The sequence below is a fragment of the Amycolatopsis sp. NBC_01307 genome, from assembly GCF_035975215.1.
In the GTDB taxonomy this organism is placed as follows: Bacteria; Actinomycetota; Actinomycetes; order Mycobacteriales; family Pseudonocardiaceae; genus Amycolatopsis.
In genome coordinates this window covers 4,790,487-4,816,050 of sequence record NZ_CP108403.1, presented here as the reverse complement: position 1 = coordinate 4,816,050, position 25,564 = coordinate 4,790,487, and the positions used below count along the sequence as shown (strand labels likewise).

The window sequence follows — 25,564 nt, the reverse complement described above, 5'->3', positions numbered from 1 at the left end:
TTCAGGCGGGGACGCACAGCTGGAACACGGCAATTTGCCCCATGAAGGGCAGCACCTGCTCTGGGGGCGCGTCACCGGGGAAGGGCCATTCTTCGGAGACGCGGGGGAGGCGGGCGAGGTAGCGGGCGACCGCTGTCGCGCCACCTTCGTCTTCCACGAGGAGAGCGTTGCGGGACTCGTGCTCGTCGGGCTCGACGGTGCATTCGCCGGCTGCGAGGAGGTTGCGGACCCAGTCGCGGTGTCGGCTGGGTGAGCAGATGTACTGGACGCCGTCGAGCTGCATGAGCGCGATCGGAACTGCTCGTGGCTCGCCGGTCGTGCGGCCGGCGACGGTCAGCACCCGCAGTGCGTAGTGGCCCTCGCGGTGTGGCTGGGGATCTTGCGAGCGGATGCGTTCGAGCATCTGCTGGTTCCGGTCGCGGATCTCGGCGTTCGAAACCGTGGTCACGTGGCTCCTTCCCGGGCGAGGGCCCGTGAGAGGTGGATGAGCTGCCGGACATCGGAGTTGATGCCCGCGTCTTCTGGCGCCGCGACGAGCACGCCCGTCCGGCTGGTCGGTGTGCGGCCGCTGGCCTGGAGCTGAAGCGCGTGATGAAACGTGCCGAGCTGCTGGTCGGCGGGACGCTCGGCATCGAAGCCGGCGTCGACGAGCTGCGGGCTGAGCTGGAGGAGGCCGTCTCGGATTTCGATCACGCGTCGCCAGTATCGGTGGCCGACCTGGCGGGGGAGCAGCGTGTCGAGCCAGCTCTGGGTGGGCGCGTGGTCGAGGGTGTCGGCGGGGAACACCGTGTGCAGTGCCCGCCAGAGCGGCCACAGCTCGGCGTAGGCGCGACGTCGGCGTAGCCACGTCCTCAGCGCGGCGAACCGAGCCGCGAGGCCGACCGAGAACACGCCGAAGAGGAACACGAAGGTGCAGATCGGGGCCAGCCGGGTGGTCAGCTGCATGATCGGGGCGCCGTATCCCGGGTGGCCGGCCCAGCGGATGATCGTGACGACCGTGCGGGCGCCGGTCGTGACGGCGGTGGCGACGAGCGCGACGGTGAGGACGTGAAGTCCGAACCGGGCGCGGCGGCTGGACTCGCCGGCGTACCGGAGTGCCCAGCGCGCCGCCTGCACCGCCGCGTAGAACATGTAGCTGCCGCCGATGATGTAGAACGGCGCCACGCCGGGATGGCTCATGTCGTTCGGCAGGACCCCGGTCAGGGGGTACGCGCTGTCGCGAACTCCGGGCGGGAGCACGAGAACCGCGGCGGTCATCGCCAGGCAGACGCCGACGAGGATCGCGGTCTCGGTGCGGACCCGTCGCCATGAACCGCCCGCCGAGATCAGGAAGAAGAGCAGCAGGGCATAGCGCGAGGTGTTCAGCGCGAGGTTCGTCAGCAGCTTCACCGTGCTCGATGACGGCAGCTCGCCGAACACCGTCCGGGTGAACGCGACGAAAGTGGAAGCGCCGAGCAGCTGACACGCCACGCACACCACGACGGCCCACAGCGCCGGATCGCGTGGCGAACGGGCCAGCCGGTAGAGGAACCAGGCCAGCACGAGCAGCAGGAAGTTCGTGAGGTTCACAGGATGTCGACCGGGTCGCCGAGGGACGTCTGCGCGCGGCGCGCTCGCGGTGACCGGCCGGGCAGGCTGATCTCCTGGGCTTTGACCGTGGCCTCCAGCAGGACGGTCGCGAGCGCTTCGGCTTCCTGCTCGTACTCGTTCTCGTAGGAGGTACGGCGGCGCAGAGCCTTCCGGATGACGTCGGGCGGGATGTCGGGCAGCAGCTGGCGCCACATCGAGTCGTCGCCCTCGTCCGACGGATGATCGGCGAGGAGGTGGCCGAGCTCGTGGGCGATGATGTGCTCCTGGTGAAACCGCGTGGTTCCGGTGCCCTGGTACAAGATGATGTCGGCTGCGGTCGTCTTGATCCACAGGCCGAACGGACCCGGCACCTCCATCGGAACGGCCAGCAGCCGGATGGGCTTACCGCGGCGCTCGCCGAACCGGGCGCAGATCTCGGCCATCGGCGTCGGGCCTTCGACGCCCGCGGCGCGCAGCTCTGACCGCAGCCGACGGCGCAGGCCGGCGATTCGCCGGGCGCGGTGCACGCGTTGAATCTGGATGTTCACGACGGTCCTCCCAGGCCGTTGTTGATCACCTTTGACCGATCGTCGCAGATCGGCCACGGTGTTCGGCGGGTTGGACAGCAAGCGCTTTCCGCAAGAACTCGACCAGGCTCTCGGCCTGGACAAAGACACCCGCTCCTCGGCATGAGCGGATGTCGAAACTCGACGACGATGCTGAGAGTGTCCTGGCTGTACAACCCGAAGCGCCGGCTGCCGCTGCTGTCATCTTTCGGTGTACTACCAGCGTGGCCACGCTGGTAGTCAAGCGATGAGTCGGCCGGGATCCGGTGGCGTCGGCTCCACGGCGGTGCATGACCTGACCGCGAGCCGGTTCGGGCAGGTTTCCCAGCGGCGATTTCTCCCGGTCCACTCAGGTCACCGAGCACCCGGGGTTCGCGACTTGTGGGTTGTTGTCAGGTGCCAACGATTCCGGGCCGTCACTGCTCGCAGCCACGATCGCTGATGAACTCCGTCAGCAGAGCGGCGAACTGCCGCGGCGCCTCCTGGTGCGGAGCGTGGCCGGCCCCGGGGATCAGCTGAACCTCGTCACGCCACAGTCCGGGGATGATCAGCTGTTGTAAGTAGTCCAGGCTCACCAGCTGCTCGTCGGCGCCTTGCAGGATGGCCAGCGGCTGACGGAGCGCCGAGACGATCGCGATCTCATCTGCGAACCGGCCCGCACCGGCGCTGGCCCCCAGCCCGGCGCGAGCTGCACCGTCGGTGGCCAGGATGTCGGAGACGAATTCACTGATGTCGAGCGGCGAACCGGGCGCGGTGAAACTCTCGGCGGCCAGCCTCGCTTCTGATTCGCTGACCTGCGCGCTGAAGAGGGCGGCCATCGCCGGGTGCGGTAGGAAAGCCTCCGCCATCTGCGCGGGTGATGCGACCGGGGGCGCGCCGAAGATGACGAAGCCGCCGACGTCGGGCAGTTCGGGCGCGGCCTCCATCGCGATCTGCCCGCCCAGGCTCCAGCCGACGACGATCGCGTCCGATACGCCGAGCTCCTGCACGAAGGCGGTGAGCACGGCGGCGTAGCCCGGTAGCGAGTAGTCGGCCTGGTCCCTCGCTGGCTCGGACTGACCGTGTCCGGGCAGGTCCAGTGCGACGCAACGGAACCGCCTGCCGAAGTCGCCCCGTATCACCGGGAGCCAAGTCCTGGCCGAAGACGAGTTGCCGTGGACGAAGATCACCGCGGGTTCGCCTTGGCCACTGCGATCGGGCGAGCTCTCCAGGCACGTGATCCGTTGTCCATCGATCTTCACGCTCGACTGCTTCACTCGATGCCTTTCGGTTCCGCTGATCGTTCTACCAGCCATGGGCAGGGCCTGGTTTGCGGCTTGATATCCCGCAGGGCCCTGAACCTAGAGAGGGAAGACGAAGGCGGCAAGTGCGTCCCGGTCAACTATCGATTTACCGGCATGCAATCGGCGCTCGCCGACGATTCGCGCTACAGCAGGGAACGTGTGTCGGATCGGCTGATGTTCTCGGCAGGACCCTCACCGTCCTCGCGGCCTCCGGTCAGACTGGTAGGCGCTGTCATCGGCATGATGGCGGGTAGAGGGTCCGCAACTCATTGCCACGCCACAAAGGTCGACCTACCTGTCGCCACACCCGGTACTGCCGGCCGGTTCGACGCCGTAGCATTCGGAAGGTCCGGATGTCAGCCGGCCGGGATGGGCCGGGTTTCGACGAGCTTGGTGTTGTAGTGGGCACCGTTCACGACGGTGGTCTCGATCAGTGCCTCGAAGTGCTTCATTCTCCTGAGTCTGCGGAGGAACTTCCGTTCGCCGAGCTTCTCCGCCGCGGCCTCGGTGCCGTGTTCGAAGCAGCCGGCGATGATGACCAGTTCCGACGTGTCCGGGGCGAGGGGATTCGGCGTCCGGATGATCAAGGCGTGGTCGCTGAACGGGTAGCCTGACTCGTCGTACTGCGGCCTCAGTGACCGACCGGACCTCAGGTCGTGGACCACGGCTGCCTCGTGCTCTGGATCTTCGGCGAAGTCGTAGGAGATCGTTCCGCGCAGCTTCGCCATCATCGTTCGCGTCACGGCATTCGCCACCGGGCCGCCGATCAGGACGAGATCCGAACTCAGCTCACGCGGCGACAGCTGCTTCGACTCGACGATCTTCCCGGCGAAGCCCAGCCTGCGGAGCTGCGCTTCGATCTCCACGAGGGCCCCGATGTCGCCCATGCCCACCACTCCGGCGTTGGCCCACCGCCGATGCGATCCGAAGTCATGCGCTCCCAACACGATGAGTGGGCGACGGTCGCCCAGCGCCCGCCAGAACCTGCGCGCGCGAACCAGCTTGAAGCGTCGTCTCGCATTCGTCGCCGACCAGACCAGCACGCCGCCGATGGCCGCCGCGATCAGATTGCTGGAGATGTCGGGAAAGGCTTGGACCAGCCAGGCGCCGACGCTTCCGACCGCCAGGCTCATACACGGCTACCCCTCGTCAATACGGTTCTCTCTCAGTCGCGAGCAGCCTACCTCCTGTATCGCCTGATCGTCCGCGTTCCGCGCCTCCGGCCCGCGGGCGGCTCCACCGTCCGCGACGACTCACTGCGCGCTCGTCGGCATGTCAGTGCGTCGGCGGCAGCAGGCTGCGTCCCCGTTGTCGGTGTCGGAACTCGCGCGATCAGTGTTCGTGGTGTCCGTATGCGGGTTGAGTCGTGGGAAGCGTTGAACGCAGTGGTCGTGCGAGTGCCTGGGTGACAGGTGCGGACAGCCCCAGCGTCGGCATCGATTGCAGTTCCGCCTCGAAACCGAGGTCGACCTCGGCGCAGCCGCAATCCAGGTACTCCTCCGCGGTGAAGCATCGGCTGGCCAGGTCCGACTCGAAGTCCGGGGGCGCGAGCCCGGCAAGGAGGCGGGTCATCGGCGCGGTGACCACGGTCGGCCGGGCACGGACGTCGTCGGCCATCAATCGGGCAAGGAGAATCGTTGACTCGTCGCAGTTGGGAACCAGGATCTCGTGCCGCTCGCACGCTGCGGCCACCAGTGGTTCGGTGTCCCACCCGTTCGCCTGCCAGCTCAGGCCGGCGAGTTCGGCGATCGCGGGATTTTCAGCGCCTTCCAGCAGCAGGCTGACCGCGACATCCGGCCAGTCGCCCGGCCGCAGGCAACCGCGGGATTCGGCCGTCCTCGCCACCAGAAGCGCTGTCCGCACTGACGCATCGTCCACCTATCGACTCTAACGTCCACTCGTCGGCACGTGCGGACAGTCAACCGAACCCTCGCCTCGCGGCATGACAGGACGTCAGCCGACCGGGTCGAGCCGCCGAGCTGGGCACATCGTGAACGGTGGCGTGACCAGGGCTTTTAACGTATCGGGTGGCTAGGCGCTCTTATAAGTCATCGATGGATCGACGAGGCGAAGGACGGCCACGCGGATATGGATGACTACGGCATTGTTCCCATGGTCGGCGTTGCAGAGCCGGCACGGCTGGTCGGATGGGTGGCGCTGGTGGAGGCACTCGCCCAGCTCGACAACGTGGCCGCGTTCTGCGGCACGTGCGTCGTGAGCGGGGTGATGGCGGCCGCGGCGTTGCGTGCCGCGGGTTACCGCCTGAAGGTGAGGCTGGTGTCCGTCGGGACGCGCGAGCCACCGCCGAAGGGTTTCGTCCACGCGTGCGGCCAGGGTGGCTGGTCACCCTGGGAGGGTTCCGGTGCACGATGAGGAGCAATCCACCACCGGCAACTCCGCCACGGACAGGAAAGTGTTTTACCCAGGCGGCTTTGACGACTTCTTCCGTACCGAATACCGGAAGCTGGTGAAGGCGTTGATGGTCATGGAAGGGGCTTCCCCAGCCGACGCCGACGACTGTGTCGCTCACGCGATGGAGAAGCTCTTCGAGCGTTGGCACCTCCCCGTTTCCGACCCCGGCCGGGTACGCCATCCCCGGGCTTACGCGATGAAAACAGCACGGCGCCGACTCAAGAACGAGCGGCACCGCCTGCAGCCCGTCGCGCTCGACGAGGACGGGTCAGTGCTGCCGGCCGACGGGTCGGCGCTGACGGCCCTGGAAGATCGTCAGTTCGTCGCCAACACACTCGAGTGCCTGCCGCCGGCGCAGCAGCAGGTGATGTATTTGATCACCGAAGGTTACACGCCGACGGAGATTTCCGAGGTTCTGCACAAGAAACCCAACAACGTCCGCCAGATCATCCACCTGGTCAAGAAGCGGCTGCGCCGGCAGTTGGAACCCCCGGTGATCGGCTCGCCCCAGACAGAAGAGGAGCGGTAGTGGCCAGCGATGATGACCGCACTGCGGCTGAGACCCTGCGGGAACGGCTGATCCTCATCAGCGAGATCGTCGAGGAGTACATCACCGACGACGGCTTGGAGGTCAGGCTACGAGCGCTCAAGGACAGGTCCGGAGACCACGTCTCCGGGGGACCTGCCCGGTTGATCGGCCGCCGTGCGCTGCTGGATGACCTGCTGGCGCTGACGCGCGGATCACGGCAAGAGCCCGCGGTGCTCACCGGCCCGGGGGGCGCGGGCAAGACGACGGTGGCCGCGGCCTTGGCCGAGCACGTCCGGGCCCGGGGCGGCCGGGTGTGGTGGGTTTCGGCTCTCGATCCGGTCGCCCTGTCGCAGGGCCTGACGACGGTGGCGCGGCAGATGGGCGCGGCCCCGCACGACGTCGAGGCGATCGCCCGGGGCACGGTCGACGCCGCCGACCGCTTCTGGAGGCTGCTCGACCGCGTATCTCCCGGGTGGCTGCTGGTGTTCGACGAGGCTGATGATCCCCGGGCGCTGGCGACCGGAACTTCGCCGGCCGGAATCCAGGATCTGACGGGCTGGGTGCGCTCGTCTGCGCACGGCCTGGCGCTGGTGACCAGCCGGGAGACCGATCCGCGAATGTGGGGAGCGGCAAGGATCCTGACCATCGGCGCACTGGACGAGAGCGACGCCGCCCGGATACTGCGCGAACTGGCGCCGGCGGCGGGCGATGAAGACCAGGCCAGGGCGCTGGCGCGCCGCCTGGACGGCCACCCGCTGAGCCTGCATCTGGCGGGCAGCCACCTGCGTTCGCAAGCCACCCGGCGAGCCACCTTCGCCGCATACGAACTGGCGGTCGGTAGGACCGTCGAATCCGACCGGCTGGAACGTCCCGCCGCAGCAGCCATGGGGGCACTGACGGGCCGTGCCGTGGAACTCTCCCTGGACGAGCTGGCACAGCGCGGAGTCCCGCAGGCTCGACCAGTGCTGCAGCTGGTCAGCTGCTATGCCTCCACCGCGATCCCCGAGGGCCTCCTCGACGCCGGCTTCCTGTCCGGTCCGCCGGACTCGCGTGGCACCACTCCACCAATCCGGCACCTGGACGAAGCGTTGCGAGGGCTGCGGGAGGTCGGCCTGATCCACGACGGCTCCCCGGGCGGCATCGTCGTGCACCCCGTCGTCGGAGCGGCCGGCCGAGCCAGCCTGGACGGACCGGAACCGCGCCCGGGCGGGATCCGGCACACCGCGGTCGCCCTCCTCGCCGCCGATGTCGCCGGCCTGCCCCCGGACCAGCCGGCGGCCTGGCCGGAGTACGCATTGCTGGGACCCCATCTGCTGAGCCTTCTGGAGACCACCGCGCAGCAGGTGGACCGGGACCATCTCGTCCAGCTTCTGGAAACCGCCGCTCGCATGGCCTGGGCGTTCAACCTCAGCGGAGCCGGCCGAGCGGGGAGAGCTCTGTGCGAGCGCGCCCTGGCACACACCGCTGAGCTGGGGAACGGGCATCTCACGGTGCTTCGCCTGCGCCACATGTTGGCGTGGGCGGTCGCGGACCAGGGCGATCTGGCCGGAGCGGAAAACTTGTACCGGGACGTCCTCCGGAACCGGCTGCGGCAGCTCGGCCCCAAGCACCCGGACGTCCTCAGGTGCCGGCATGAACTCGCCTGGATCGCCGGTTGCGGCAAGGAATGGGCCAAGGCCGAGAAGGGCTATCGGGCGGTCCTCCGCGACAGCGCCGGCGTTCTGGACACCGACGACCCCGACATCCTGATAACTCGCCATGAGCTCGGCTGGGCGATCGCGAACCAGGGGCGGCTCGACGAGGCCCGCGCAGTCCTCCGCGCAGTCCTCGAAGACCGTCTGCGAGTGCTCGGCCCCTCGCACCAGCGAACCCTGGGAACCCGGCACGAACTCGCCTGGATCCTCGCCAGGGAAGGCAGGTGGGCGCAAGCCGAGACCGGCTACCGCGATCTTCTCGACCTGCGTGCGCAGCTCCTCGGTGCAGACCACCCCGAGACGCTCGTCATCCGGCACGAACTCGCCTGGATCGCGGCCCACCGCGGCCGGACAGCGGAAGCGGAGGCCGGTTACCGGGACGTCCTGGACCGCCGTCGCCGGGTGCTGGGCGAGGACCACCCCGAGACACGAGCGACCGTGGTGGCGCTGGAGGAGCTCCGGCACGGCCGGATCGTCGACGCCCGCCACTCCGTCTGAGCACCGACCACCACCGGCCCCCAATCGAGGAGATCCGCGATGATTCCGACCGAACACCTCGGCAAGGCGATTGACGAACTGGCGCCGCGAAATCGCCCGATCATGCTGCACGCCTCGTTGCGCTCCTTCGGAGCGCCCATCGAGGGTGGCGTGGACACCCTGCTGGACGCGTTTCTGGCCGGCAACCGCACCGTACTGGTGCCGACCTTCACCGAACCGCAGTTCGGTGTAGCCCCTCCGGCCGGCCTGCGGCCGCTGCGCAACGGCATCGACTACTCCGCACTCCCCGCGGTGCCCACGACTCTGGAAGGCACGCCTTACACCACCGACTGCGGGCTCATCAACCCGGGATTGGGTGTGCTCCCAGCGGCCGTGATCAGCCGCACCGGCGCTGTGCGCGGCACGCATCCGCTCAACTCGTTCGCCGCACTCGGCCCCCTGGCCGGCGAGCTGATCTCGGCGCAGAGCCCCTCCGACGTGTACGGCCCCCTGCGCGAACTGGCCGCTCACGAGGGGGTGATCATCCTGGCCGGGGTGGGAATCAACCGGATGACAGCGATTCACCTGGCCGAACATCAGGCGGGGCGTCGCCTGTTCCTGCGCTGGGCTCGAAACCTCCACCATCAGGTGTCCATGGTCGAGGTCGGATCCTGCTCCGAAGGGTTCCCGCGCCTAGGGCCGACCTTGCGCCCCCACGTCCGTACCGCGGTCGTCGGCGGATCGCGGTGGCAGGCCTTTCCCGCGCGGCAAACCATCGCAGCCGCCGCGGCGGCCATCAGGGCGGACCAGAGCATCACCCGTTGCGCCGACGGCGACTGCCTGCTGTGCCGCGACTCGATCGCCGGAGGCCCCATGACGACGTAGGCGACAGAGTTCGGAGCGGCGGTGTCGATCGAGCCAGTGGGTTGCGCAGAGGCAGATATCCGACTGCCGAACCCGCGCTTCGCGGACTCCGCGGCGCCGGCCGGCAGCGCGGTGCTGCCCACGATGTCCAAGGGGTAGTGGTGCCCGCGGTGAGCACGTCCGCCGTCAGAGCAGCGGGAACAGCCACGACAGCAGTGGGAGGCGTGCCCGCAGCGCGTACGCGCACCACTGAGACCAGCCGACGGCACCTGCTCGGTAGACGCCGGAATGAGACCACCATCGCGACCGTCGTCCGGCTGAGTACGCAGGCGACCGCCGCATGGTGCAGGTACACCGCTGGCTGACCGAGGACCGGACTCCCCGCCAGCCAGGCGTGCGCACTACGCCCGATGTCGACGTGCGCCGCGTGTTCGGTGGACTGCAGGGCCAGCGCACGGGCGTTGGCGGCCTTGTCCACGGCGGCGTCGAGACGCGTGAAGAGCGCAACCACGGCAGCAGAAAGATCAGCTCGGTGAGCACGCCCGGTCGCCCGCCGACATCCCGGAAGGGCGAGCTCGCCGGGTTCGCAAGATCAGGCTCGACCCGGCCAGGAGCGATCGCGGCAGGGCACGGGCGAGTGATCCCGCTTCCGCTCGTCGGCATGCCCGGACGTCCGGGCCGCACGATCAGCGGCAGAAGAGGACGTTTGGAGTGCCGTAGGGGCCGCCCATAGCTCGGGCTGCGGGTGCTCGGCAAGTTCGAGCTCGAGCAGATCCCGGTGACGGCGATTGGGGTCGCCTACGGGGCTGCGCAGAGCATGATTACCGCATCGAAATCTTCTTGGCGCGAAGTGTCGATCGCGGCAGCTCCCGTTCGACGCAGTGACGAACGCACGTCAGGGCAACCAAGGAGCAACCCATGCGTACCCGGATAGCCGCGAGAACCCAGGCAATGGAGGTACTGGGATGAGAACGTTGCACGTCGGATTGCGGGTGACCGATCTCGGGCGGTCGCTGGCGTTCTACACGGCTATCGGCTACGAGGTCGTCGGCCGCGTGCCCGAGACGCCGATCGGGCATCTGACCATGCTCAAGCTCCCCGACGACGAGTTCGTCACCGTCGAGCTGGTTCACGACGGCAACCCGGTCGACCGTGGCACCGACGTCAGTCACTTCGTCGTGCAGGTCGAGTCGATGGCCGACACGCTCGACGTGCTGGCCGAGCGTGGGATCGAGCCGGTCGCCCCGGGGCAGGAACGCGATGACGGCCTGAAGACGACGTTCATCGCCGACCCGGACGGTCGCCGGATCGAACTCGTCCAGTGGCCCGCACACCACACCGACGGCATGACCGCCGCCGACTGGACAGAGGAAGGGGATTGAGGATGAGTAGGACGCCACTGCGGCTTTACATGTCCATGTCGGTCGACGGGTACATCACCGGGCCGGACGACCGGCCGGGCCAGGAACTCGGCCGTAACGGAGGGCGGCTGTTCAACTGGCTCGACGACCGGATGTCCGAGGGGATCAACGGACAGGTGTACGCCGAGGCCGCGTCGACCGGCGCAGTGATATCCGGACGCCGCATGTTCGAGCTGGCCAAGCGATGGCACGGCGACCACCACGACGGCGTGCCGATCCACGTGCTCACCCACACCATCGACCCGGCCGACGAGCCACCGGGCAGCGCCAAGTTCTACACCGACGTCAACGCGTGTGCCGCCGAGGCCCGAGAAGCAGCGGGACATCGAGCCGTGCTGGTCCATGGCGCGGGTGCGGCGCAGGCGTTGCTGGCAGCAGGCCAGCTCGACGAACTCGAACTGCATCTCGTCCCTGTGCTGCTGGGTGACGGACGGCGGCTGTTCGAGCCGATCGGACTCGGCCACGTCGAACTGGAGCTCGTCCGCCGGCTCGAAGGCCGCGACGCCACCCATCTGCGTTACCGCATAGTCCATCGAGAAGGGAAGCAGCCATGACTGCCGCATCGCTGACGATCGACGCTCTCGACGCCCACGTTCCCGTGGGCACATGGACCATCGATCCGGCGCATAGTTCCATCGGGTTTTTTGTTCGCCACCTGATGGGCAAGGTCCGCGGAACCTTCGAGGAATTCACCGGTCACATGGGGATCGCCGAACAGCCAACCGACTGCTCCACCACCGCGACGATCTCCATGAGCTCGGTGAACACCGCGAACCGCATGCGCGACGACGACCTCCGGTCGGCCAACTTCTTCGACGTCGACCAGCATCCAGACATGACCTTCGAGAGCACCGGCTTCACCGTGCACGACGGGGGGCTCGAACTGCCGGGAAGGCTGACGATCCGCGGCATCACGCGCGACGTCGCCATGGAAGTCGAGTTCCTCGGCCTCGACGAGACCGGATTGCAGGGCGAGCAACGGATCGGGATCTCGGCAACCACGACGATCCGGCGATCGGACTACGGCGTTGGCGCAGCGGCCGGCTAAGGCCAGAAGATCGTCGTCGGCGACAAGATCACCATCCAGCTGGACATCCAGGCCACGCTCGAATCCTGACCCTGACAGCGCGGTCGCTCGCCACCGCGACTGCTCTCCCAGTCATGGACGGGTACTCGGCCGTTCTCTCACGCGCTATCGGCAGAAGAGGGCGTTCGAGCTGCGGCGCGGACGCCGATGCCATCGTGTGGTCGGTCCGGCCGACCGGGAGTGCGCAACGGTCGGCGAACCATTGATAGGCGCCGTGCCGTCGGGTGTCCATCGAGGCCCCCATCTGCTCGGCCAGGCCAGACGTTCCCGTGGATGCTTGGGAATCGCATGCCCAGCAAGAAAGCACGAGATGTGTGTCTTGTTTGGCATCTAGCTGCGGTTATACGTGCCGCTGGACGTAGGACCCCTCGGAGACAGCTGGCGGCTGGACGCCTTTACCGGATCCGGGACCGGTGTTCACCTGGTTCGGTCAGGCTGTGCGCGCTCATCACGACAGCCGACATTGAAGCCCGGCGCGCGGGTGGCCGGCACCTTCTCAGGTGGGGTGGACGGCCTTGCGCAAGCAGGTCAACGATTCCTGCATCAGGGCATCGAATTCTGCGGTGGTGTCTTCGGTCCAGTCGTCGTAAGCGGCTGTGAACACCGTGACCGCTGCCTGTGCGGCGAACGCCGCCGTCCTGCTCGACTCGCGATGGGTGTCCAGGGCTTGGTCGCCTTACCTACCGGTCACCCCGCCCGAAATCAGCTGCGCGAACTGCGGCGGTAGGCACACGGGCGCCTGGTCGAGAAGTTCCCTGTCGGTGTCCGGCGACTTGTGGTGCGTCGCTGAGCTCGAACCGTGCTGGAGCTGTTCGGGAACGGCCCGTCCAGCGCCGCCCGGCTGCTGGGTGACATCGGTGATGTCGGCCGGTTCGCCGACAAGGGGCGGTTCACGTCCTGGAACGGAACCGCACCGTTGGAGGCGTCGTCTGGTGATCGTCGTCGGCACCGGCTGTCGCGGGCGGGAAACCGCAGGATCAATCGGGTGTTGCACGTGATGGCCATCGTCCAGCTCCGTCATGACACACCCGGCCGTGCCTACTACCGGCGGAGATTGGCGGAGGGCAAGACGAGCAGGGAAGCGATGCGGTGTCTGAAACGCCGTCTGTCCGATGTCGTCTACCGCCGGATGGTCCGCGACGCGGAGCGCTTGGCGGCGGGCTCGGGAGGACATTCGGGGGCGGCTCCTGACTCCAGCGCGGCTGACCTGAACCCCGTGGTCAGCACTTCGGAACAGTCACTTCCCGAGCCTGCCCATTACAAGGATAGGGCAGCGGCTTCCTCGTCTGCTTGACACAGAGGGGAGCCATGAGCGGATGTTCGCGGACCATCGAATCGGCCAGCTCATCGCAGGTGGCGTGCTAGCCGGTAGTGACTCCGACCGTACCAAGGTCCAGTCCTGGACGACGGGAAGTGGCGCCCTGAGTGTCACCATCTGAGCACGGCCATCGGAGCGAACACGAACCCGGCCACTACAGCTGCCAGCCAACCGAACGCGAACACCGGCCACGGATCTACGCTCTTCGAGAACAGCACGATGAAAGTGATTCGCTGGAACAAGATCACGTACACCTGCGCCACCAACGCCAGCACGACACCACCGACAAGGGTCACGCTCATGTCGACCCTGGTAGCGAACGCGCCTGTCACGAACCAGGCGGCAAAAGGCACTACGAGGACCAGCAGACCCGTCAGCCAGGTGATGGGACCCGGTGCTGCCCAGGTGGACCGGCCGATCGAGGACGGGGTCGACCAGCTCTGCACCGACCGGAGATCAGCGACATAGCGAGCCCGGAACGGCAGGCCGGACTGATCCCGGATGGACAAGGACCATATTCTGCGGACGAGGTAGAAGGAGGGACCGATCTGCTGGGCGAGTTTGAGGTTGATCAGGAGCAGATCGTGTCGTGCCGTGCGCGTCGCGCCGGAGTCGGACTCATCGTCTCCGAGGCTGCGCAGACCTTCTCCGGCCGACCAGGACCGGTCCCGAATGACGGTCATCGCTGGGTTGGTCTCCAGGGCTGCCAGCAGACTTGTGCCTCGGGGATCACCTAATGCGACCAGCGTTCTGGCTGCTCGCCAGCACGCGTCTGCAGCTGCTCTGTCCGGCTGGTCACTTCCGACTCCGGTGGCCTGGTCCACCAGCGCCTCGAAACCCCTGGCATCGCCAAGTTCGGCCAGGACTCCGGCTGCCCGCCGTCGATCTTCGATATCCACGGTGGCATCAACGGTCAGGGTGTGCAGGGCCTGAACGCCGCGCGGATCGTTCAGGCCAACGAGCGTTCTGGCTGCCGCGAGCCGATCGGCGGCCGGTACGTTCTCGGTCTGCGTGACAAGCGCGTCAGCGCCACGGGTGTCTCCTAATTTGGCCAAAGTTTTGGCCGCCGCGAGCCGGTCACGGTGGGTCACGCCCGGATCGGACGTGTGCGCCAGCAACGCCTCAGTGCCACGAGAATCACCACGACGGGCCAGCGTCGCCGCGGCTGCCACGCGGTCCGCCCAGCACAAGGTCAGGTCGTGAGTGCCGGCCAGCAACACCTCGGCGCCCTGGGTGCTGTCCACCTGGACCAGCAAGCTCATCGCTTCGCTGCGGAAGACGTCCTCTGTCGCCGGATCGGTAGCTTGAGCCGTGAGTAATTCAGCGAACCGAGGAACTGGATGCTCACGTAGCCGCATGCCGATCCGTATCGCCCACACCACATCCCTACGGTCGATGCGACCGGCGATCGCGTCGTCCACCACCGCAGACAGCATCTTCTCGCCGCTCGGTTCGCCCAGCCGGGTGAGCGTCAGCATGGCAAGGACACGGTCGATGAGATCAGCTGTGCGCCCACCCGCCAGCGCCGTGAGCTTCCGCGTTGCCGCTGCGACGACCGTCTGGTCCACCGCAGTGCGATCGTCTCTGAGGTCGGCGACGAACACGCAGCCGAACAGGTCTCGTGCCGCCAAGCCGCGCAACGTGGCCGGCAAGTCGTCCCGGTCGTGCCAGGCGGCCACCAGAAACCGGGCGTACGAATCGCCTTGGGGTTTGTCCCATGACTTGCGCATGCTCCACCGGTGTTCCCTGGTCTGCCGGGTGAAGTCGTGAAACGCGTCGGCGCTGCGCTGCGAATCGGCAACGGTGTACCGGGCAGCGAGGAACTCGGTGACAGTGTGGTGCAAGAAGACGAAGTCGTCGGCCCGTTCGATGAACACACCGCTACGGCGCAACAGATCCCGGAGAAACGACTGCCACACCGCCTCGGGCACGTTGCCCGGTCTGCTGCCCGCGGTCCGCTCGGCAAGTAGCTCCGGTGCCGTCCGGATGGCACCTTCCAGCAGGACCGCCGCAAGCCACCCGATGTCGTCGAGCGAACGTGCCAGGATCGCGTCAGCGGCGGCGACAGCGACGCCACCGTAGCGATCCAGCGCGATGTTCGTTTGGACGGCGAGACCTCCGGGATTCCGGTCACCGTCGCGGAATTCATACGGCTGGTTGGTGAGCAGATCCACGTAGTCGGCGAATGCCTCCGACCTGCCCGGCGGCAGGGGGCGCCGGGGATCCCTGGCATAGAGCTGGCACAGGATCGTCGCCATCAGTGGATTGCGGGCTTGCACGGACAGGCTCGCCCGCTGGACCTCGGCCACGAAGTGTCCGGCGGCCGCGGCCGGGTCGGTGAGGCTCAGCGCCGCGAACCACGCCTGCGCGAAACCGGGCAGCTGGGCAGCGGTGAACGGCAGCAACTCGTAGGTGTGGGGGCGCCAGTCGGCGTGCTGGTTCAGTTCGTCGTCTGGCAGGTCACGGGTGGCGACCACGAATCGGTAGATCGGTCCCGCTGCACCCGCTACCTTGTCGATGACCGCGCGTCGTCGTGCCGGGTCGATCACTTCGTCCAGCCCGTCGACCAGCACCAGCCATCGCACCCCTGGCAGTGGTTCCCGCGCGAAGAAGCCGGCTTCCAGGGGATCCTTCCGTCCGATCACCCCACCGAGATCGACATTCGCCGATGCTGCGATCGCCTCTGCAATCCTTGGCGTGGCCGCGATGTCGGCGGCCAGCACCCGGACCGGCAGTTCGCGGCCGGTCCGGCCATCGTCCCATTGCCGAGCAGCGCTGATCAGGGCGCTTCGCAGCAAGCAGGACTTGCCGCTACCCGGGCCACCGGTCACTAGGCAGTCCTGGTCGCCGTCCAGGACCACGTCTGCAGGCAACCTTCCCTCGCCGGCGGCCCGTCGTTCGGTCTGCTGGTGGACGTACACCGTGGTCAGGGGTGGCGCCGGCACGTGAGGCACGGCACCGGGGTAGGGATGCGACTGCGCTGCCCGCACCGCGTCGTCCAGGTAGGCCCGCAACGGTGCCGCCGAGGAGCCGCCGTGGTCGAGAGGGTCCAGGACAGTGCCGGTCAAGTCAGCCAGCAGCGGAGTCAGGTTTTCCACTCTGGCAACCCACACCGAGTCTCTGGCCCATCCGTCGGCGCTGTTGTAGCGACCCGACACGATGCCGACGACTGCGTCATCGCCCTGCCTGCGTACCGGGGCACCGCTCATGCCCAGCAGCAACGCCGGCGCCTCCACCCTGGCCAGCGGCACGCTGTCGCGGAGAGTGGCGCCTGCCCAGCGGCCTGCCGTTTCCATGAAACGGTAGTTGTAGTCGTAGTGCGGGTCATCCAACTGGCCCGTTCCGGTGATCACGATGCGCAGGCCCAGCGGCCTGCCGTCGGTCGCCACCAGTGACACGCTGCCGTCCAGTGGCTCGGCAACGGTCAGGACAGCCAGGTCGTGCAACGGGTCCACGTTGGCGACCCGCGCCGAGCGGGCTGTGCCGCCGCCCAGCGGGTCCACCAGGACGTCGTCCCCCGGTGCGCCGCTGCCCATGCTGCGCAGAACGTGCCACGCCGTGCCCAGCACGCCGGGCGAAACCTGAAAGCACGTCCCGACTGGCGCTCCTTCGGCTGTCAGCACTCGGCCAAGATAGGCGGGAATACGCGGATCCGGCGGCATGAGGTTACTTCGCCTGGCTGGGTTCGTAGGTCAGTTTCACTTTCAGTGTGGCGTCGACCGACCCGCCCGCAACGATTACGTTGCCTTTGGCCGAGAAACCGAGGCCGAACTCGATTTCCAGCTTGGCGGGCTGCGCTGCCTCGGCTGCCAGTTTCCCCAGGACCTCGACCGCCGAGGCGGCCGCGCCGACGATCACCTCGTGCGCCCGGCCGAAGGCGTCCACCGCCTTGGCGCCCGCATCGCCCAACCTCGATGTCGGCTCGGTTCCGGCCACCGGGACAGTCGCTACCAGCACCTCGACGCCACCGAACCGCATCGGCAGTACCTGACCAGCCACTAGAACTCCCTCCTCCGGTCCATCTCACACCGTCGTACCTTGTGCCATCGCTGTTACCCAACGAGTCCAACGAGACCAGACCGCAACAGACAGATGGCATCCGCTATTCGGCATGAGCGCGCGCTGGGCCTGCGGTGCGCTTTTGTCGTGACCGTTGGCTACAGTGCAGGTCATGGCCGACGGTCTGCATCGTGTCCTGGTCGGGATGGCTGCGAACCCGGCTGCCCCGCTTGATGTTCTGGTGCGGCTGACGGCTGTTCGAGCCGCGGCGGTGGAGATCGCGTGGCGGCAGCGGGATCTGCCGGACACCGTGGTGGAACGGCTGCTGGACATCGGTGACCCGACCATCGCGCTGGCCTTGGATTCGCCAAGCCAATCCGAGACGACCCGGCAGCGGATCGCGGCGTACCCGGATGTCGAGGTCCGGTGTGCGCGCAGCAGGTTCGTCGAACGCTCCATCCGGGCCGGCACTCGGGTCATGCCCGATGACCTCGCCGGATACGCGGGTCCGTCCGGACTGGCCGGGCTTGCGCATCACGAGGACCCCGTGCTGCGCGCGGCGGTCGCCGGGACGTGGGACGCCATGCCGGTCGCGTTGCGGCGGGAACTGCTCGCCGATCCTGATCCGCGTGTCCGCAAGGCCGCGGCGGGCTTTCCGCACCCGCCTGCCCCCGCCGATATGCACGCCGGGCTGCTGGCCGACGACGCCACCCGTGGCGAGGTGGCGTCCTACGCCACGTTGACGGCACAGGCGGTGCGGGAGTGTTCGGCGGGCGACGAGGAGTTGCGCGCCGAAGTGGCGATCAACCCGACCCTTCCGGCCGAGGCCCGCGACCGGCTGGCGGAAGACCCGAGCCCGTATGTGCGCTCACATGTCCTCCTCCGCGAAGACCTGCCGGAGGACCGCCGCAGACGGCTGCACGCGGGATTGCTCGCCGAACGGGAGGACGCGTTCGGCGAGGTCACGATCGCCTTGACGGTGCTCGACCACGTCGAGCCCTCCTGGCTGCCCGCCTGGCCGCTCGCCGAGCGCATCACTTACCTCGACTCGCCGATCCCGTGCTTCCGGCGGTGCGCCGCGAGGTCTGCGGACCTGCCCGCGGACGTGGTGCGACGGCTCCACACTCACGAGGACGTCGAGGTGCGACGGATCGTGGCACGCCGCGCCGACACACCGGGAGATGTGCTCGAACGCCTGGTCAGCGAACACGGCGAGAGTCCCAAGGAGCGGCCGGGTCACACGGAGCACCCGAACTTCCCGGCGGAGGCTTTCGCCGGACTGGCGAAAGCCGATGACCCTCGTCAACGCGTACTCGCCACGGAAGATCCCGAATTGCCGGCTGACGTGATCGCGGCCTTGGCGCGGGACACCGAGGCGTTCGTGCGCGCTGCCGCCGCCCGTCATCGGCGCATCCCCGTGCCATTGCTGGAGATCCTGCTGACCGACGACTCTCTCGATGTCGTCAAGGCAGCTGGTGGGAACCCGGCGCTTCCGGCCGACCGCATGCGCGCACTGCTCGACCGAGCCGGCCTGTAGCGCCGGGATCCCCGCCTGGCTCGATGGATCGTCGTCTGCGCCGTACATGCCCGCTATTCGGCACGTGCGCGCGTCGCGGGTTTCGCTGTCCTGGTCCGCAGCAGCTGGTGTCGAACGTGGGATGGTCGGCACTTTGGCTGTCCGGGGAATACAGCGGAGGGTCGAAGGCGTGCATTCGGCGCCGAAGCTGGTTGTTCGCCTGCCTGGGCTGTGCTGGATCGCTCGGCGTGACGCGCGAGGGGCGGCACGGTCATGGCCGTCACCGCAATCGAGACCGCCGCCACCGGAGTCGGACTCCGGGTGCGGTGACCAGTGCAGCGGCCGCATACCCTCCGGCCGTCAGGGCCAGCAGCGACACGGCGTTGAGCCGTCCGTCGCGCACGTCGAGGTCAAGCCAGAGCAGATCCAGCAGATGCCACATCGCCACCACGGGAACGGGAGCGAGCAGGGCGACCAGCCACGCCCGTTCCATCCTTGCCGCCCACAGCAGCGGCCAGGCCGCCAACGCCCCGGCCGGCAACCCCAAGACCACGATGCTCAAGGCCCCCAGTTCGGCGCGTGACAGGGCCGCATCCAAGGAGGCCGTCTTCATCACCGTCAGCCAGACCAGCCCCAACCCTCCGCCCACCACCGCGGCCGACCCACACCGCCGGGCTCGCCGTTGCCTGCTTGGCCGGGGCCCCGCCGGCACGCCATGGTGATCATCCACGCCGAGCACGGTAGGCCGTTCCCGGCCTGCTGCACTATGAGTAGGACTACCCGATCTCTCCCGGACCGGTCTCCGGACGCGACCGTCCGCCACCGGAAATGCTCGATCAGCGGCATGATCGAATGTCGACGGCGTTGGTGTCGCCCCCCTGTCAGCGTCAGGCAGCCGCGCGTGATGATCGGCGCCGAGAACCCGGATGCCCCTGTCGCCCAGTGGACCGAGCGCCCGGTTGATCCGGCCGCGCGGTTCAGGGACATTCGCTTGCAGCGGTCGACTCAGTGCGGATCCGGCAAGCAAGATCGCGAAGCCGACGGCGGCCGGTTTCTTGTCGGCGCGTAGGCCGCGCCATGCGCTGCCCGGGTGCTGGTAAGCCGACATGTCAGAAGCAGCTGAATGCCCAGCCGCTTACGTCGGATTCGTCGAGTTCAATGCGCAGGCGACAGCGAGACTATGTGGGCGGTGAGGGCGACGAAGGCGACAGATGCTATCGGGCTTCTCGACCTGGTTCACGATCAGTCCACGCCTGGCTCGCCGTCTCCCGGTCCCTTGTCACAAAAGGGGAACCGGCGCCGGCGAGCCGGAAATGGTCGGATTCACGCTACCGGAGATCCGACGCCTGCTCACCAAACTGGTCCTGCGTGTCACCGACGCTGCCGACCACGTCTGGGCCTGGTCGCGCCTCCGGCTCCGACGACAACACCAAGCCCGGCTTGGCCACTACAAACGTCGGGGCCAATCCCTCATCTGACTGCCGTTGCAGTACTGACCCCTTATCGGATGTTGCCGGCACGCAGCCAGGTGATGTAATCGGCAGCTGCGCGTTCGGTGTCGTACTTGGGCTGGTAGCCGGTGTCGGCCCGAATACGGCTGATGTCGAGATAGTTCCGCGGATGAACGCTTCCACTGGGCAGGCCCAACTCGGCATCGGGAACGACGGTCTTGATCGCCGCGATGACCTCGGCGTTGGTCGTCGCTTGCCCGGAGGCGACGTTGTACGTGCGGTGGTTGAGGTGCTCCGCCAGTTGCAGAAGAGCGATGGCACGCCCGGTGTCCTTGACGTAACACAGATCCAACGCGTCTTCGGCATGGACCGGCCTGACGATTCCGGACAGGTCCGGTGTGGTTCCCCTGGCGGCGGCATGAATGAGCGCGGGTGCGGGGAAGAAGGGATCGTCGTGGCCGAGAGGACCCCATGTGGCTGAGATCCGGCAATTGATGATCTCGATCCCGCTCGCCTCGGACAGTTGCTCGCCCAGGAGTTCATTGATCTTCTTGTAGCGTGGAATCGGGTGCGGAGCCGACAGCGGCATGGGCATGTCTTCGCGCAGCGCCCCGTCGGCGGCGACTCCGCTGTAGACGCCGATCGTGCTGGCGAGCCCCACGCGCTTCACGCCCCAATCCTGGGCGACCTGAACCACGTTGAGCAGGCCATCGAGCGCCTTTCGGGCGGCGTCGACGGCGGCTTCGGGCGAGGCGAAACGGTCGTAGCCGGCCAGATGCACGATGCCGGAGATCTTGTGGCGGGTACCGATGTCACGCAGCGATGCAAGATCGGCGACGTCGCCGCGTTCTGCCTGTACTGGCAAGTCGCCCAGGTGAGCGGGAACGTCCCCGGAGCGACGCTGCACGAGGAGGCTCTCCTCGCCCAGGTCGTGGAGTGCGCGAACGGTGTGCGAACCGATGAAGCCGGAGCCGCCAGTCACGAGGATCATGTGAACCTATCCGTTGTAGGACTGATTATCAGTTAAGCTGACGATCAGTGTAGCGACACTTTTTGGGGCGCGTCGAGCAGGAAGGGTCCAGTACTGCAACGGCACTCGGGTGGCGTGTGGTGGATCATCCTGGTGGTGGTCGATGTGGTGATGGATCAGCTGGACCGGGTGCATGAGCGGATCGCGGGTCGGTTCACGCGTTCGGAACCGAGGGCCGGGCGCGGGGCTGGAGTGCAAGAACGGCTGGACGCTGGCCGAGCGGGCCGGTGAGGTGTCCCCGGATGGCATGCAGCGGTTGCTGTGCTGGGCGGATTGGGACATCGACGGGGTCCGCGATGATGTGCGGGACTACGTGGTCGAGCATCTCGGTGAGCCGGGCGGGGTGCTGATCGTGGACGACATCGGGTTCTTGAAGAAAGGTGTGCGGTCGGCGGGGGTGTAGCGGCAGTACTGGGGCTACATCCGAGCGCGCGCACACCTGGGCCCGACGGCAGCGACGCGGTGAAGGAGATCCTGGGCTCGGTCACGGGCGTCGCGATCGGCGTGGCTGAGCTGCGCAACCGCTATGGGACAGGGCACGGTGTGGCTGGACCCCGTACGGGGCTGAGCACCCGGCACGCGTACCTCGCGGTGAACGCCGCCTTCACCTGGTGCCGGCTGATGCTCGACACCCCCGCAGACGAGAACGAAGGTGCTCGCACCGCAGGGGACGAGCACACGTCGATTTCGACCGGGCCGACCTCACTGTCGACCACGAACCCACCGTCGCGTCCTCGACCTCTGCTACGGGTTGGCGTGCCGGCCGGCCGCCGCAGCCGATCGCCAGGGTGAGATGGGCGCCGGTCGGACAGTCCCCGGTGGCTTCGGTGGCCGCGGCCCTGGGCGGCGAGACCGACGGGTGCCAGGCTCATCGGGTTCGGTGGTTTCGTACTACGGGAGCTGCCACGACCGTGCGAGTCGGCAGCCGCCCGAGCTGGTCCACCTCACCCGCGGCCACACCTGTCGCACTTCGATCAGGCGGCCGCCGCCGGGCTCGAAAACCCGCGGCGATCCGAGCCTCGGCTTCGGGCAGGCCGCGACGGTGTGATCGTCCGTGGTCCCGGCTGTCAGTTGCCCCGACCTCGTGGGTCTGGCGAAGCGGGTTCGCTCGGCTGCAGTCAACGAAAGCTGGGGGACGTCGGGGCCCGCGCCTGTCAATGTCCGGGGCCGCGCGGGGTCGGCGTGGCGCTGAACTGGCCCTGCCAGCTGGCCTGCGCGCCGGAATCGCCGATGCGGTAGACGTCGTAGAACGCCGCTCCCGCGGCCACGACCGCCAGGACCGAGAGCGCCACGGTTACCGCGGTCGACGCCGGAGCCAGGAACGTGCGGCGACGTGTGGCGACCGCGGTCGAGCCGGTGCCGGACGCAGTCGAACTCGTGTCGGCCGCCTGCGACGCGAGGCTTTCGCGGCGTCGCCACCACACCAGCAGGGCGAGGACGGCGACGGGGATCGCGACCCAGAGGGCGGTGTCGCCGAGTTCGGTGTGGGTGCGCACGGCCGGGGTCGAGGTGACTCGACGTTCGAGCCATTCGCCGGCGTCGGTGGTGATCGGCACGAGAACCACGACGAGGGCGGCCAGGATCGCGTTCGGGCCGGCCAGTTTGGCGCGTGCGGCGGGCCAGAGGGCGCTGAGCACCAGCAGCAGCGCGGCCAGCGGGAGCAGGACGACGATGGCGTGCACGAGCAGGACGTGGGCGGGCAGGCCGTTGACGGTGGTCATGGTGTCCTTTGTGGAGTGCGAGTGGCGGAAGCTCGGGCGGGTCGGGCTCACGGGGCGCGGGCGAGGGCCGCGACTTCGTAGCCGGGCGCGAGCGCGGTGACCCAGCGGACGACGTTGCCGCCGCGGGCGAACGCCGCGGTGGCGAAGACGTCAGCCCACAGCAGGGTCGGGCCGGTGACCGTCACCGACAACAGGTTGCTGGTGTGACGGCCGGTGTGCGGGTCGACGATGTGGTCGCCGCGGGCGGCCGTACCGGACGTCGCGAGGCCGCCGGTGCGCAGGTCGAGGACGGCGAGGAAGGCGGCCGGGTCGCCGGGATCTTCGACGCCGACCCGCCAGGCCGGGGCGCGGGTGGTGTGGACGCGGGCGGTGATGTCGCCGCCGGCGTTGAGGTAGTGGTCGTAGCCGCGCAGCCGGTCCAGGTGGGCGGCGGCGTTCCCGACGGCCCAGCCTTTCACGAGCCCGGAGGGGTCGAAGCCGCCGGGCAGCCGCCACGGGTCGAAGTAGCCGTCGGTGCGTTCGCGAGCTTCTTCGCACAGCGCAAAGACTTCGGTGACCCACGGGTGCCACTGGTCGCGGGGCAGTTCGTCGCGGCGGATCGCGGTGACCTGGCTGTCGGGCCGGTAGGTGCTGAACAGTTCGTCGGCCGTGCGCAGGTGCCCGAATACCGCGGCGACGGCCGGTTCGATCGCGGGGTCGGTGTCGACGCGGTGGCCGCGCAGGTGGAGGCTGACCTGGGTGCCCATGACGGCCCGGGTCCAGGACCGGCGTGGCCGGGGCGCGGTGCTCACCCGTGGGCCGCGTCGATCGCGGACTGCAGGGACTGCTGGTAGCCCTCGGAGGTGTAGGTGGCGCCGCTGACGGTGTCGATCTGCGCGCTCTGGGCCTGGAGTGTCTCCTGGTTCAGTTCCGGGACGGCGGCGGAGTTGATCCGGACGTCGCGGCCGCTTTCCTGGGGGTATTCGACGGCCTGGGCGTCGGTGATCTTGCCGCCGGCCACGGTGATCTGCACCTGGACCGGCCCGTAGCGGGTGTCCGCGGCGCCGCCGGTGAACGTGCCGCCGCCGGTCGAACCTGGTGTGGCGGGGCTCGTGGTGCGGGCCGGCTGGGTGCCGAGGGGGCGGCCGACGGCGACCGGGGTCGAATCGGTGCTGGTGCGGTAGCTGAACAGCAGCACCACGACCGAGACGGTCGCGGCGAAGGTGATGGCGATCCTGCGCATCGGAAGTCCTTTCCTACCAGCCGAATCGTTCGGAGTGGACGCGGTCGGCGGGGACGCCGGCGCGGCGTGCCGTGTCGATCACTGCTTCGGTCCAGGCGTCCGGGCCGCAGACGTAGACGTCGTGCTCGGCGATGTCGGGGACCAGGTGCCGCAGCACCTGCTCGTCGGGGACGGGGGCGTAGTTCGCCGGGAGCCACGACGCGCGGTCGCGGGAGCGGCGGCCGAGCAGGTAATGGATCCGGAGCCCGCGGCGCGCGGTGAGCTCGTCCAGTTCGCGCCGGAACAGCAGGTCGGCGTGCCGCCCGGCGCGGTGGAACAGCACGGCTTCCCCGGGTAGGTAAGGCAGGTCCGCGAGCAGCGCGCGCAGTGGTGCGATCCCGATACCGGACGCGAACATCGCCACCTTGCGTCCTTTTCGGACGGTCCCGGTGAGCCGGCCGTAAGGCCCTTCGAACAGGGCGCGGGTGCCCGGCCGCAGCCGGGCCAGTCGGCGGCTGCCCGGGCCGAGGTCCTTGGCCGTGATCCGGAGCCGGTTGCCGTGGGTGTCCGGGACGGCCGAGAGGGAGAACGGCTTGCCGCGCGTCCAGCCCGGGCCGGAACGGAACCGCCAGACGAAGAACTGCCCCGCTTCGACGGGAAGCCGGTCGAGCCGGCGGCCGTGCAGGTACACCGAGACGACGCCGGGAGCCTCCCGCACGACCTGCTCGACGACGAGGTGGTGGCGCGCGTTGAGCCACACCGGCAGCCCGAGCCGGAACACCAGCACCGCGCCCGCGGCGGCCGCGTAGGCGGTCCACCAGAACGCCGTCGCGACGGGGGAGGCGGTGAAGTCGGCGCCGGTCCACAGCTGGTGCGGCAGCGCGAGGCCGGCGCCGAGGTAGGCGTAGAGGTGCAGCAGGTGCCAGGACTCGTACCGCAGCCGCCGCCGGGCCGCGCGCACCGACGTCACCGCGACCATGACCAGCGCGAGTGTCCCCGCGGTGGCCAGGAGCATGCCGGCGTAGGTGGTCACGAGCGTCCAAACCTCGCCGAGCAGGCCGGAGCGGTCGGTGGCGGCGTAGCCGAGGCTGATCAGCACGATGTGCGCGGCCAGCAGCGTGATCGAGGTGAACCCGGTCAGCCGGTGGCGGCGGGCCAGCTCGTCCTGGCCGTAGCTGCGTTCCACCCAGGGGATCCGCGCCATCAGCAGCAGTTGCAGCAGCAGGAGATCCGCCGACACCAACCCGGTCAGGCGCCCGGCCGAGGTGAAGAAGTCCGAGCCGAGGTCCTGCAGCCCGCGGCCGGACACCCAGAGTGCGACCACGAACAGGACGCTCGACCAGGTGGCCAGGCCCGCGGCGTCCCGCCACCACGCGCGGACCGGACGCCGGAGCGTGCTGCCGGGTGGTGCGAGGGTGGTCATCGG

25 protein-coding genes and 1 pseudogene are annotated in these 25,564 nt (G+C 68.4%); 12 read left to right on the top strand and 14 right to left on the bottom strand.

Features of this window, described 5'->3' with window-relative positions; genetic code table 11:
- Position 1: 1 nt before the first annotated feature.
- The 6 genes from OG439_RS20070 to OG439_RS20045 all read right to left on the bottom strand — a co-directional run bounded on the left by OG439_RS20070 (position 2) and on the right by OG439_RS20045 (position 5,296).
- The gene (locus OG439_RS20070; RefSeq protein WP_326950892.1) at positions 2–448 is read right to left on the bottom strand and encodes a nitroreductase family deazaflavin-dependent oxidoreductase; all 447 of its coding nucleotides are present in this window, start codon (positions 446–448) and stop codon (positions 2–4) included.
- Entirely contained in the window at positions 445–1,569 is a 1,125-nt protein-coding gene (locus OG439_RS20065; RefSeq protein ID WP_326950891.1) for an MAB_1171c family putative transporter, read from the bottom strand. The genes OG439_RS20070 and OG439_RS20065 overlap by 4 nt, the downstream gene beginning before the upstream one ends.
- Positions 1,566–2,198, bottom strand: coding sequence for a hypothetical protein (locus OG439_RS20060; protein WP_326950890.1), 633 nt, complete (start codon positions 2,196–2,198; stop codon positions 1,566–1,568). The genes OG439_RS20065 and OG439_RS20060 overlap by 4 nt, the downstream gene beginning before the upstream one ends.
- Positions 2,199–2,551: 353 nt before the next feature.
- Positions 2,552–3,376 (bottom strand): alpha/beta fold hydrolase, encoded by an 825-nt coding sequence (locus tag OG439_RS20055; protein ID WP_326950889.1) that lies wholly within the window; start codon positions 3,374–3,376, stop codon positions 2,552–2,554.
- 398 nt (positions 3,377–3,774) lie between these two features.
- Entirely contained in the window at positions 3,775–4,551 is a 777-nt protein-coding gene (locus OG439_RS20050) for a hypothetical protein (protein WP_326950888.1), read from the bottom strand.
- Positions 4,552–4,750: 199 nt separating this feature from the next.
- On the bottom strand, positions 4,751–5,296 hold the full coding sequence (locus OG439_RS20045) for a hypothetical protein (protein WP_326950887.1): 546 nt from the start codon (positions 5,294–5,296) through the stop codon (positions 4,751–4,753).
- Between the two features lie 210 nt (positions 5,297–5,506).
- Between OG439_RS20045 and OG439_RS20040 the strand changes: the two genes are divergently transcribed.
- The 8 genes from OG439_RS20040 (at position 5,507) to OG439_RS20005 (ending at position 13,196) form a co-directional block, all read left to right on the top strand.
- Entirely contained in the window at positions 5,507–5,791 is a 285-nt protein-coding gene (locus OG439_RS20040) for a hypothetical protein (protein ID WP_326950886.1), read from the top strand.
- Positions 5,781–6,359 carry an RNA polymerase sigma factor gene (locus OG439_RS20035; protein ID WP_326950885.1) on the top strand — a complete coding sequence of 193 codons (579 nt, stop codon included), beginning with the start codon at positions 5,781–5,783 and terminating at the stop codon, positions 6,357–6,359. Before OG439_RS20040 ends, OG439_RS20035 begins: the two co-directional genes overlap by 11 nt.
- On the top strand, positions 6,359–8,551 hold the full coding sequence (locus tag OG439_RS20030; protein WP_326950884.1) for a tetratricopeptide repeat protein: 2,193 nt from the start codon (positions 6,359–6,361) through the stop codon (positions 8,549–8,551). The genes OG439_RS20035 and OG439_RS20030 overlap by 1 nt, the downstream gene beginning before the upstream one ends.
- Positions 8,552–8,590: 39 nt before the next feature.
- Positions 8,591–9,415: an AAC(3) family N-acetyltransferase gene (locus tag OG439_RS20025; RefSeq protein ID WP_326950883.1), complete on the top strand. Its 825-nt coding sequence runs from the start codon at positions 8,591–8,593 to the stop codon at positions 9,413–9,415.
- A 944-nt stretch (positions 9,416–10,359) separates the two neighbouring features.
- Complete coding sequence (locus tag OG439_RS20020) at positions 10,360–10,776, top strand: VOC family protein (protein WP_326950882.1); 417 nt, start codon at positions 10,360–10,362, stop codon at positions 10,774–10,776.
- A gap of 29 nt (positions 10,777–10,805) precedes the next feature.
- Positions 10,806–11,369: a dihydrofolate reductase family protein gene (locus OG439_RS20015; RefSeq protein WP_326950881.1), complete on the top strand. Its 564-nt coding sequence runs from the start codon at positions 10,806–10,808 to the stop codon at positions 11,367–11,369.
- Complete coding sequence (locus tag OG439_RS20010) at positions 11,366–11,863, top strand: YceI family protein (RefSeq protein WP_326950880.1); 498 nt, start codon at positions 11,366–11,368, stop codon at positions 11,861–11,863. The genes OG439_RS20015 and OG439_RS20010 overlap by 4 nt, the downstream gene beginning before the upstream one ends.
- Before the next feature lie 838 nt (positions 11,864–12,701).
- Positions 12,702–13,196 carry a transposase gene (locus tag OG439_RS20005; RefSeq protein WP_326950879.1) on the top strand — a complete coding sequence of 165 codons (495 nt, stop codon included), beginning with the start codon at positions 12,702–12,704 and terminating at the stop codon, positions 13,194–13,196.
- A gap of 134 nt (positions 13,197–13,330) precedes the next feature.
- On the opposite strand, the gene OG439_RS20000 is transcribed toward OG439_RS20005, so the two are convergent.
- Both OG439_RS20000 and OG439_RS19995 read right to left on the bottom strand, forming a co-directional pair.
- On the bottom strand, positions 13,331–16,843 hold the full coding sequence (locus OG439_RS20000; RefSeq protein WP_326950878.1) for a trypsin-like peptidase domain-containing protein: 3,513 nt from the start codon (positions 16,841–16,843) through the stop codon (positions 13,331–13,333).
- Between the two features lie 43 nt (positions 16,844–16,886).
- The gene (locus OG439_RS19995) at positions 16,887–17,219 is read right to left on the bottom strand and encodes a CU044_2847 family protein (RefSeq protein ID WP_326950877.1); all 333 of its coding nucleotides are present in this window, start codon (positions 17,217–17,219) and stop codon (positions 16,887–16,889) included.
- A gap of 172 nt (positions 17,220–17,391) precedes the next feature.
- Between OG439_RS19995 and OG439_RS19990 the strand changes: the two genes are divergently transcribed.
- Positions 17,392–18,756 (top strand): hypothetical protein, encoded by a 1,365-nt coding sequence (locus tag OG439_RS19990; protein ID WP_326950876.1) that lies wholly within the window; start codon positions 17,392–17,394, stop codon positions 18,754–18,756.
- 259 nt (positions 18,757–19,015) lie between these two features.
- Here the strand turns inward: OG439_RS19990 and OG439_RS19985 are convergent, their stop codons facing one another.
- Entirely contained in the window at positions 19,016–19,372 is a 357-nt protein-coding gene (locus OG439_RS19985; protein ID WP_326950875.1) for a hypothetical protein, read from the bottom strand.
- A 264-nt stretch (positions 19,373–19,636) separates the two neighbouring features.
- Here OG439_RS19985 and OG439_RS19980 point away from each other — a divergent pair, with 264 nt between their 5' ends.
- On the top strand, positions 19,637–19,804 hold the full coding sequence (locus OG439_RS19980; RefSeq protein ID WP_326950874.1) for a hypothetical protein: 168 nt from the start codon (positions 19,637–19,639) through the stop codon (positions 19,802–19,804).
- Positions 19,805–20,235: 431 nt separating this feature from the next.
- Here the strand turns inward: OG439_RS19980 and OG439_RS19975 are convergent, their stop codons facing one another.
- Entirely contained in the window at positions 20,236–21,177 is a 942-nt protein-coding gene (locus OG439_RS19975; RefSeq protein WP_326950873.1) for an NAD-dependent epimerase/dehydratase family protein, read from the bottom strand.
- A gap of 132 nt (positions 21,178–21,309) precedes the next feature.
- Here OG439_RS19975 and OG439_RS19970 point away from each other — a divergent pair.
- Together OG439_RS19970 and OG439_RS19965 are read left to right on the top strand one after the other, a co-directional pair.
- A pseudogene (locus tag OG439_RS19970) lies at positions 21,310–21,616 on the top strand (transposase); the annotation flags it as partial.
- 11 nt (positions 21,617–21,627) lie between these two features.
- Positions 21,628–22,008 carry an abortive infection family protein gene (locus OG439_RS19965; protein ID WP_326951576.1) on the top strand — a complete coding sequence of 127 codons (381 nt, stop codon included), beginning with the start codon at positions 21,628–21,630 and terminating at the stop codon, positions 22,006–22,008.
- Between the two features lie 362 nt (positions 22,009–22,370).
- Here OG439_RS19965 and OG439_RS19960 read toward each other — a convergent pair whose 3' ends face one another.
- From OG439_RS19960 to OG439_RS19945, 4 genes are read right to left on the bottom strand one after another with little or no spacing between them, the layout of a single operon-like run.
- Positions 22,371–22,937, bottom strand: coding sequence for a hypothetical protein (locus OG439_RS19960; RefSeq protein ID WP_326950872.1), 567 nt, complete (start codon positions 22,935–22,937; stop codon positions 22,371–22,373).
- A 47-nt stretch (positions 22,938–22,984) separates the two neighbouring features.
- Positions 22,985–23,683, bottom strand: a complete 699-nt coding sequence (locus tag OG439_RS19955; RefSeq protein ID WP_326950871.1) for an FAD:protein FMN transferase — start codon at positions 23,681–23,683, stop codon at positions 22,985–22,987.
- A gap of 41 nt (positions 23,684–23,724) precedes the next feature.
- Complete coding sequence (locus OG439_RS19950) at positions 23,725–24,159, bottom strand: FMN-binding protein (protein WP_326950870.1); 435 nt, start codon at positions 24,157–24,159, stop codon at positions 23,725–23,727.
- 13 nt (positions 24,160–24,172) lie between these two features.
- Positions 24,173–25,561: a ferredoxin reductase family protein gene (locus tag OG439_RS19945; protein WP_326950869.1), complete on the bottom strand. Its 1,389-nt coding sequence runs from the start codon at positions 25,559–25,561 to the stop codon at positions 24,173–24,175.
- Positions 25,562–25,564 lie beyond the last annotated feature (3 nt).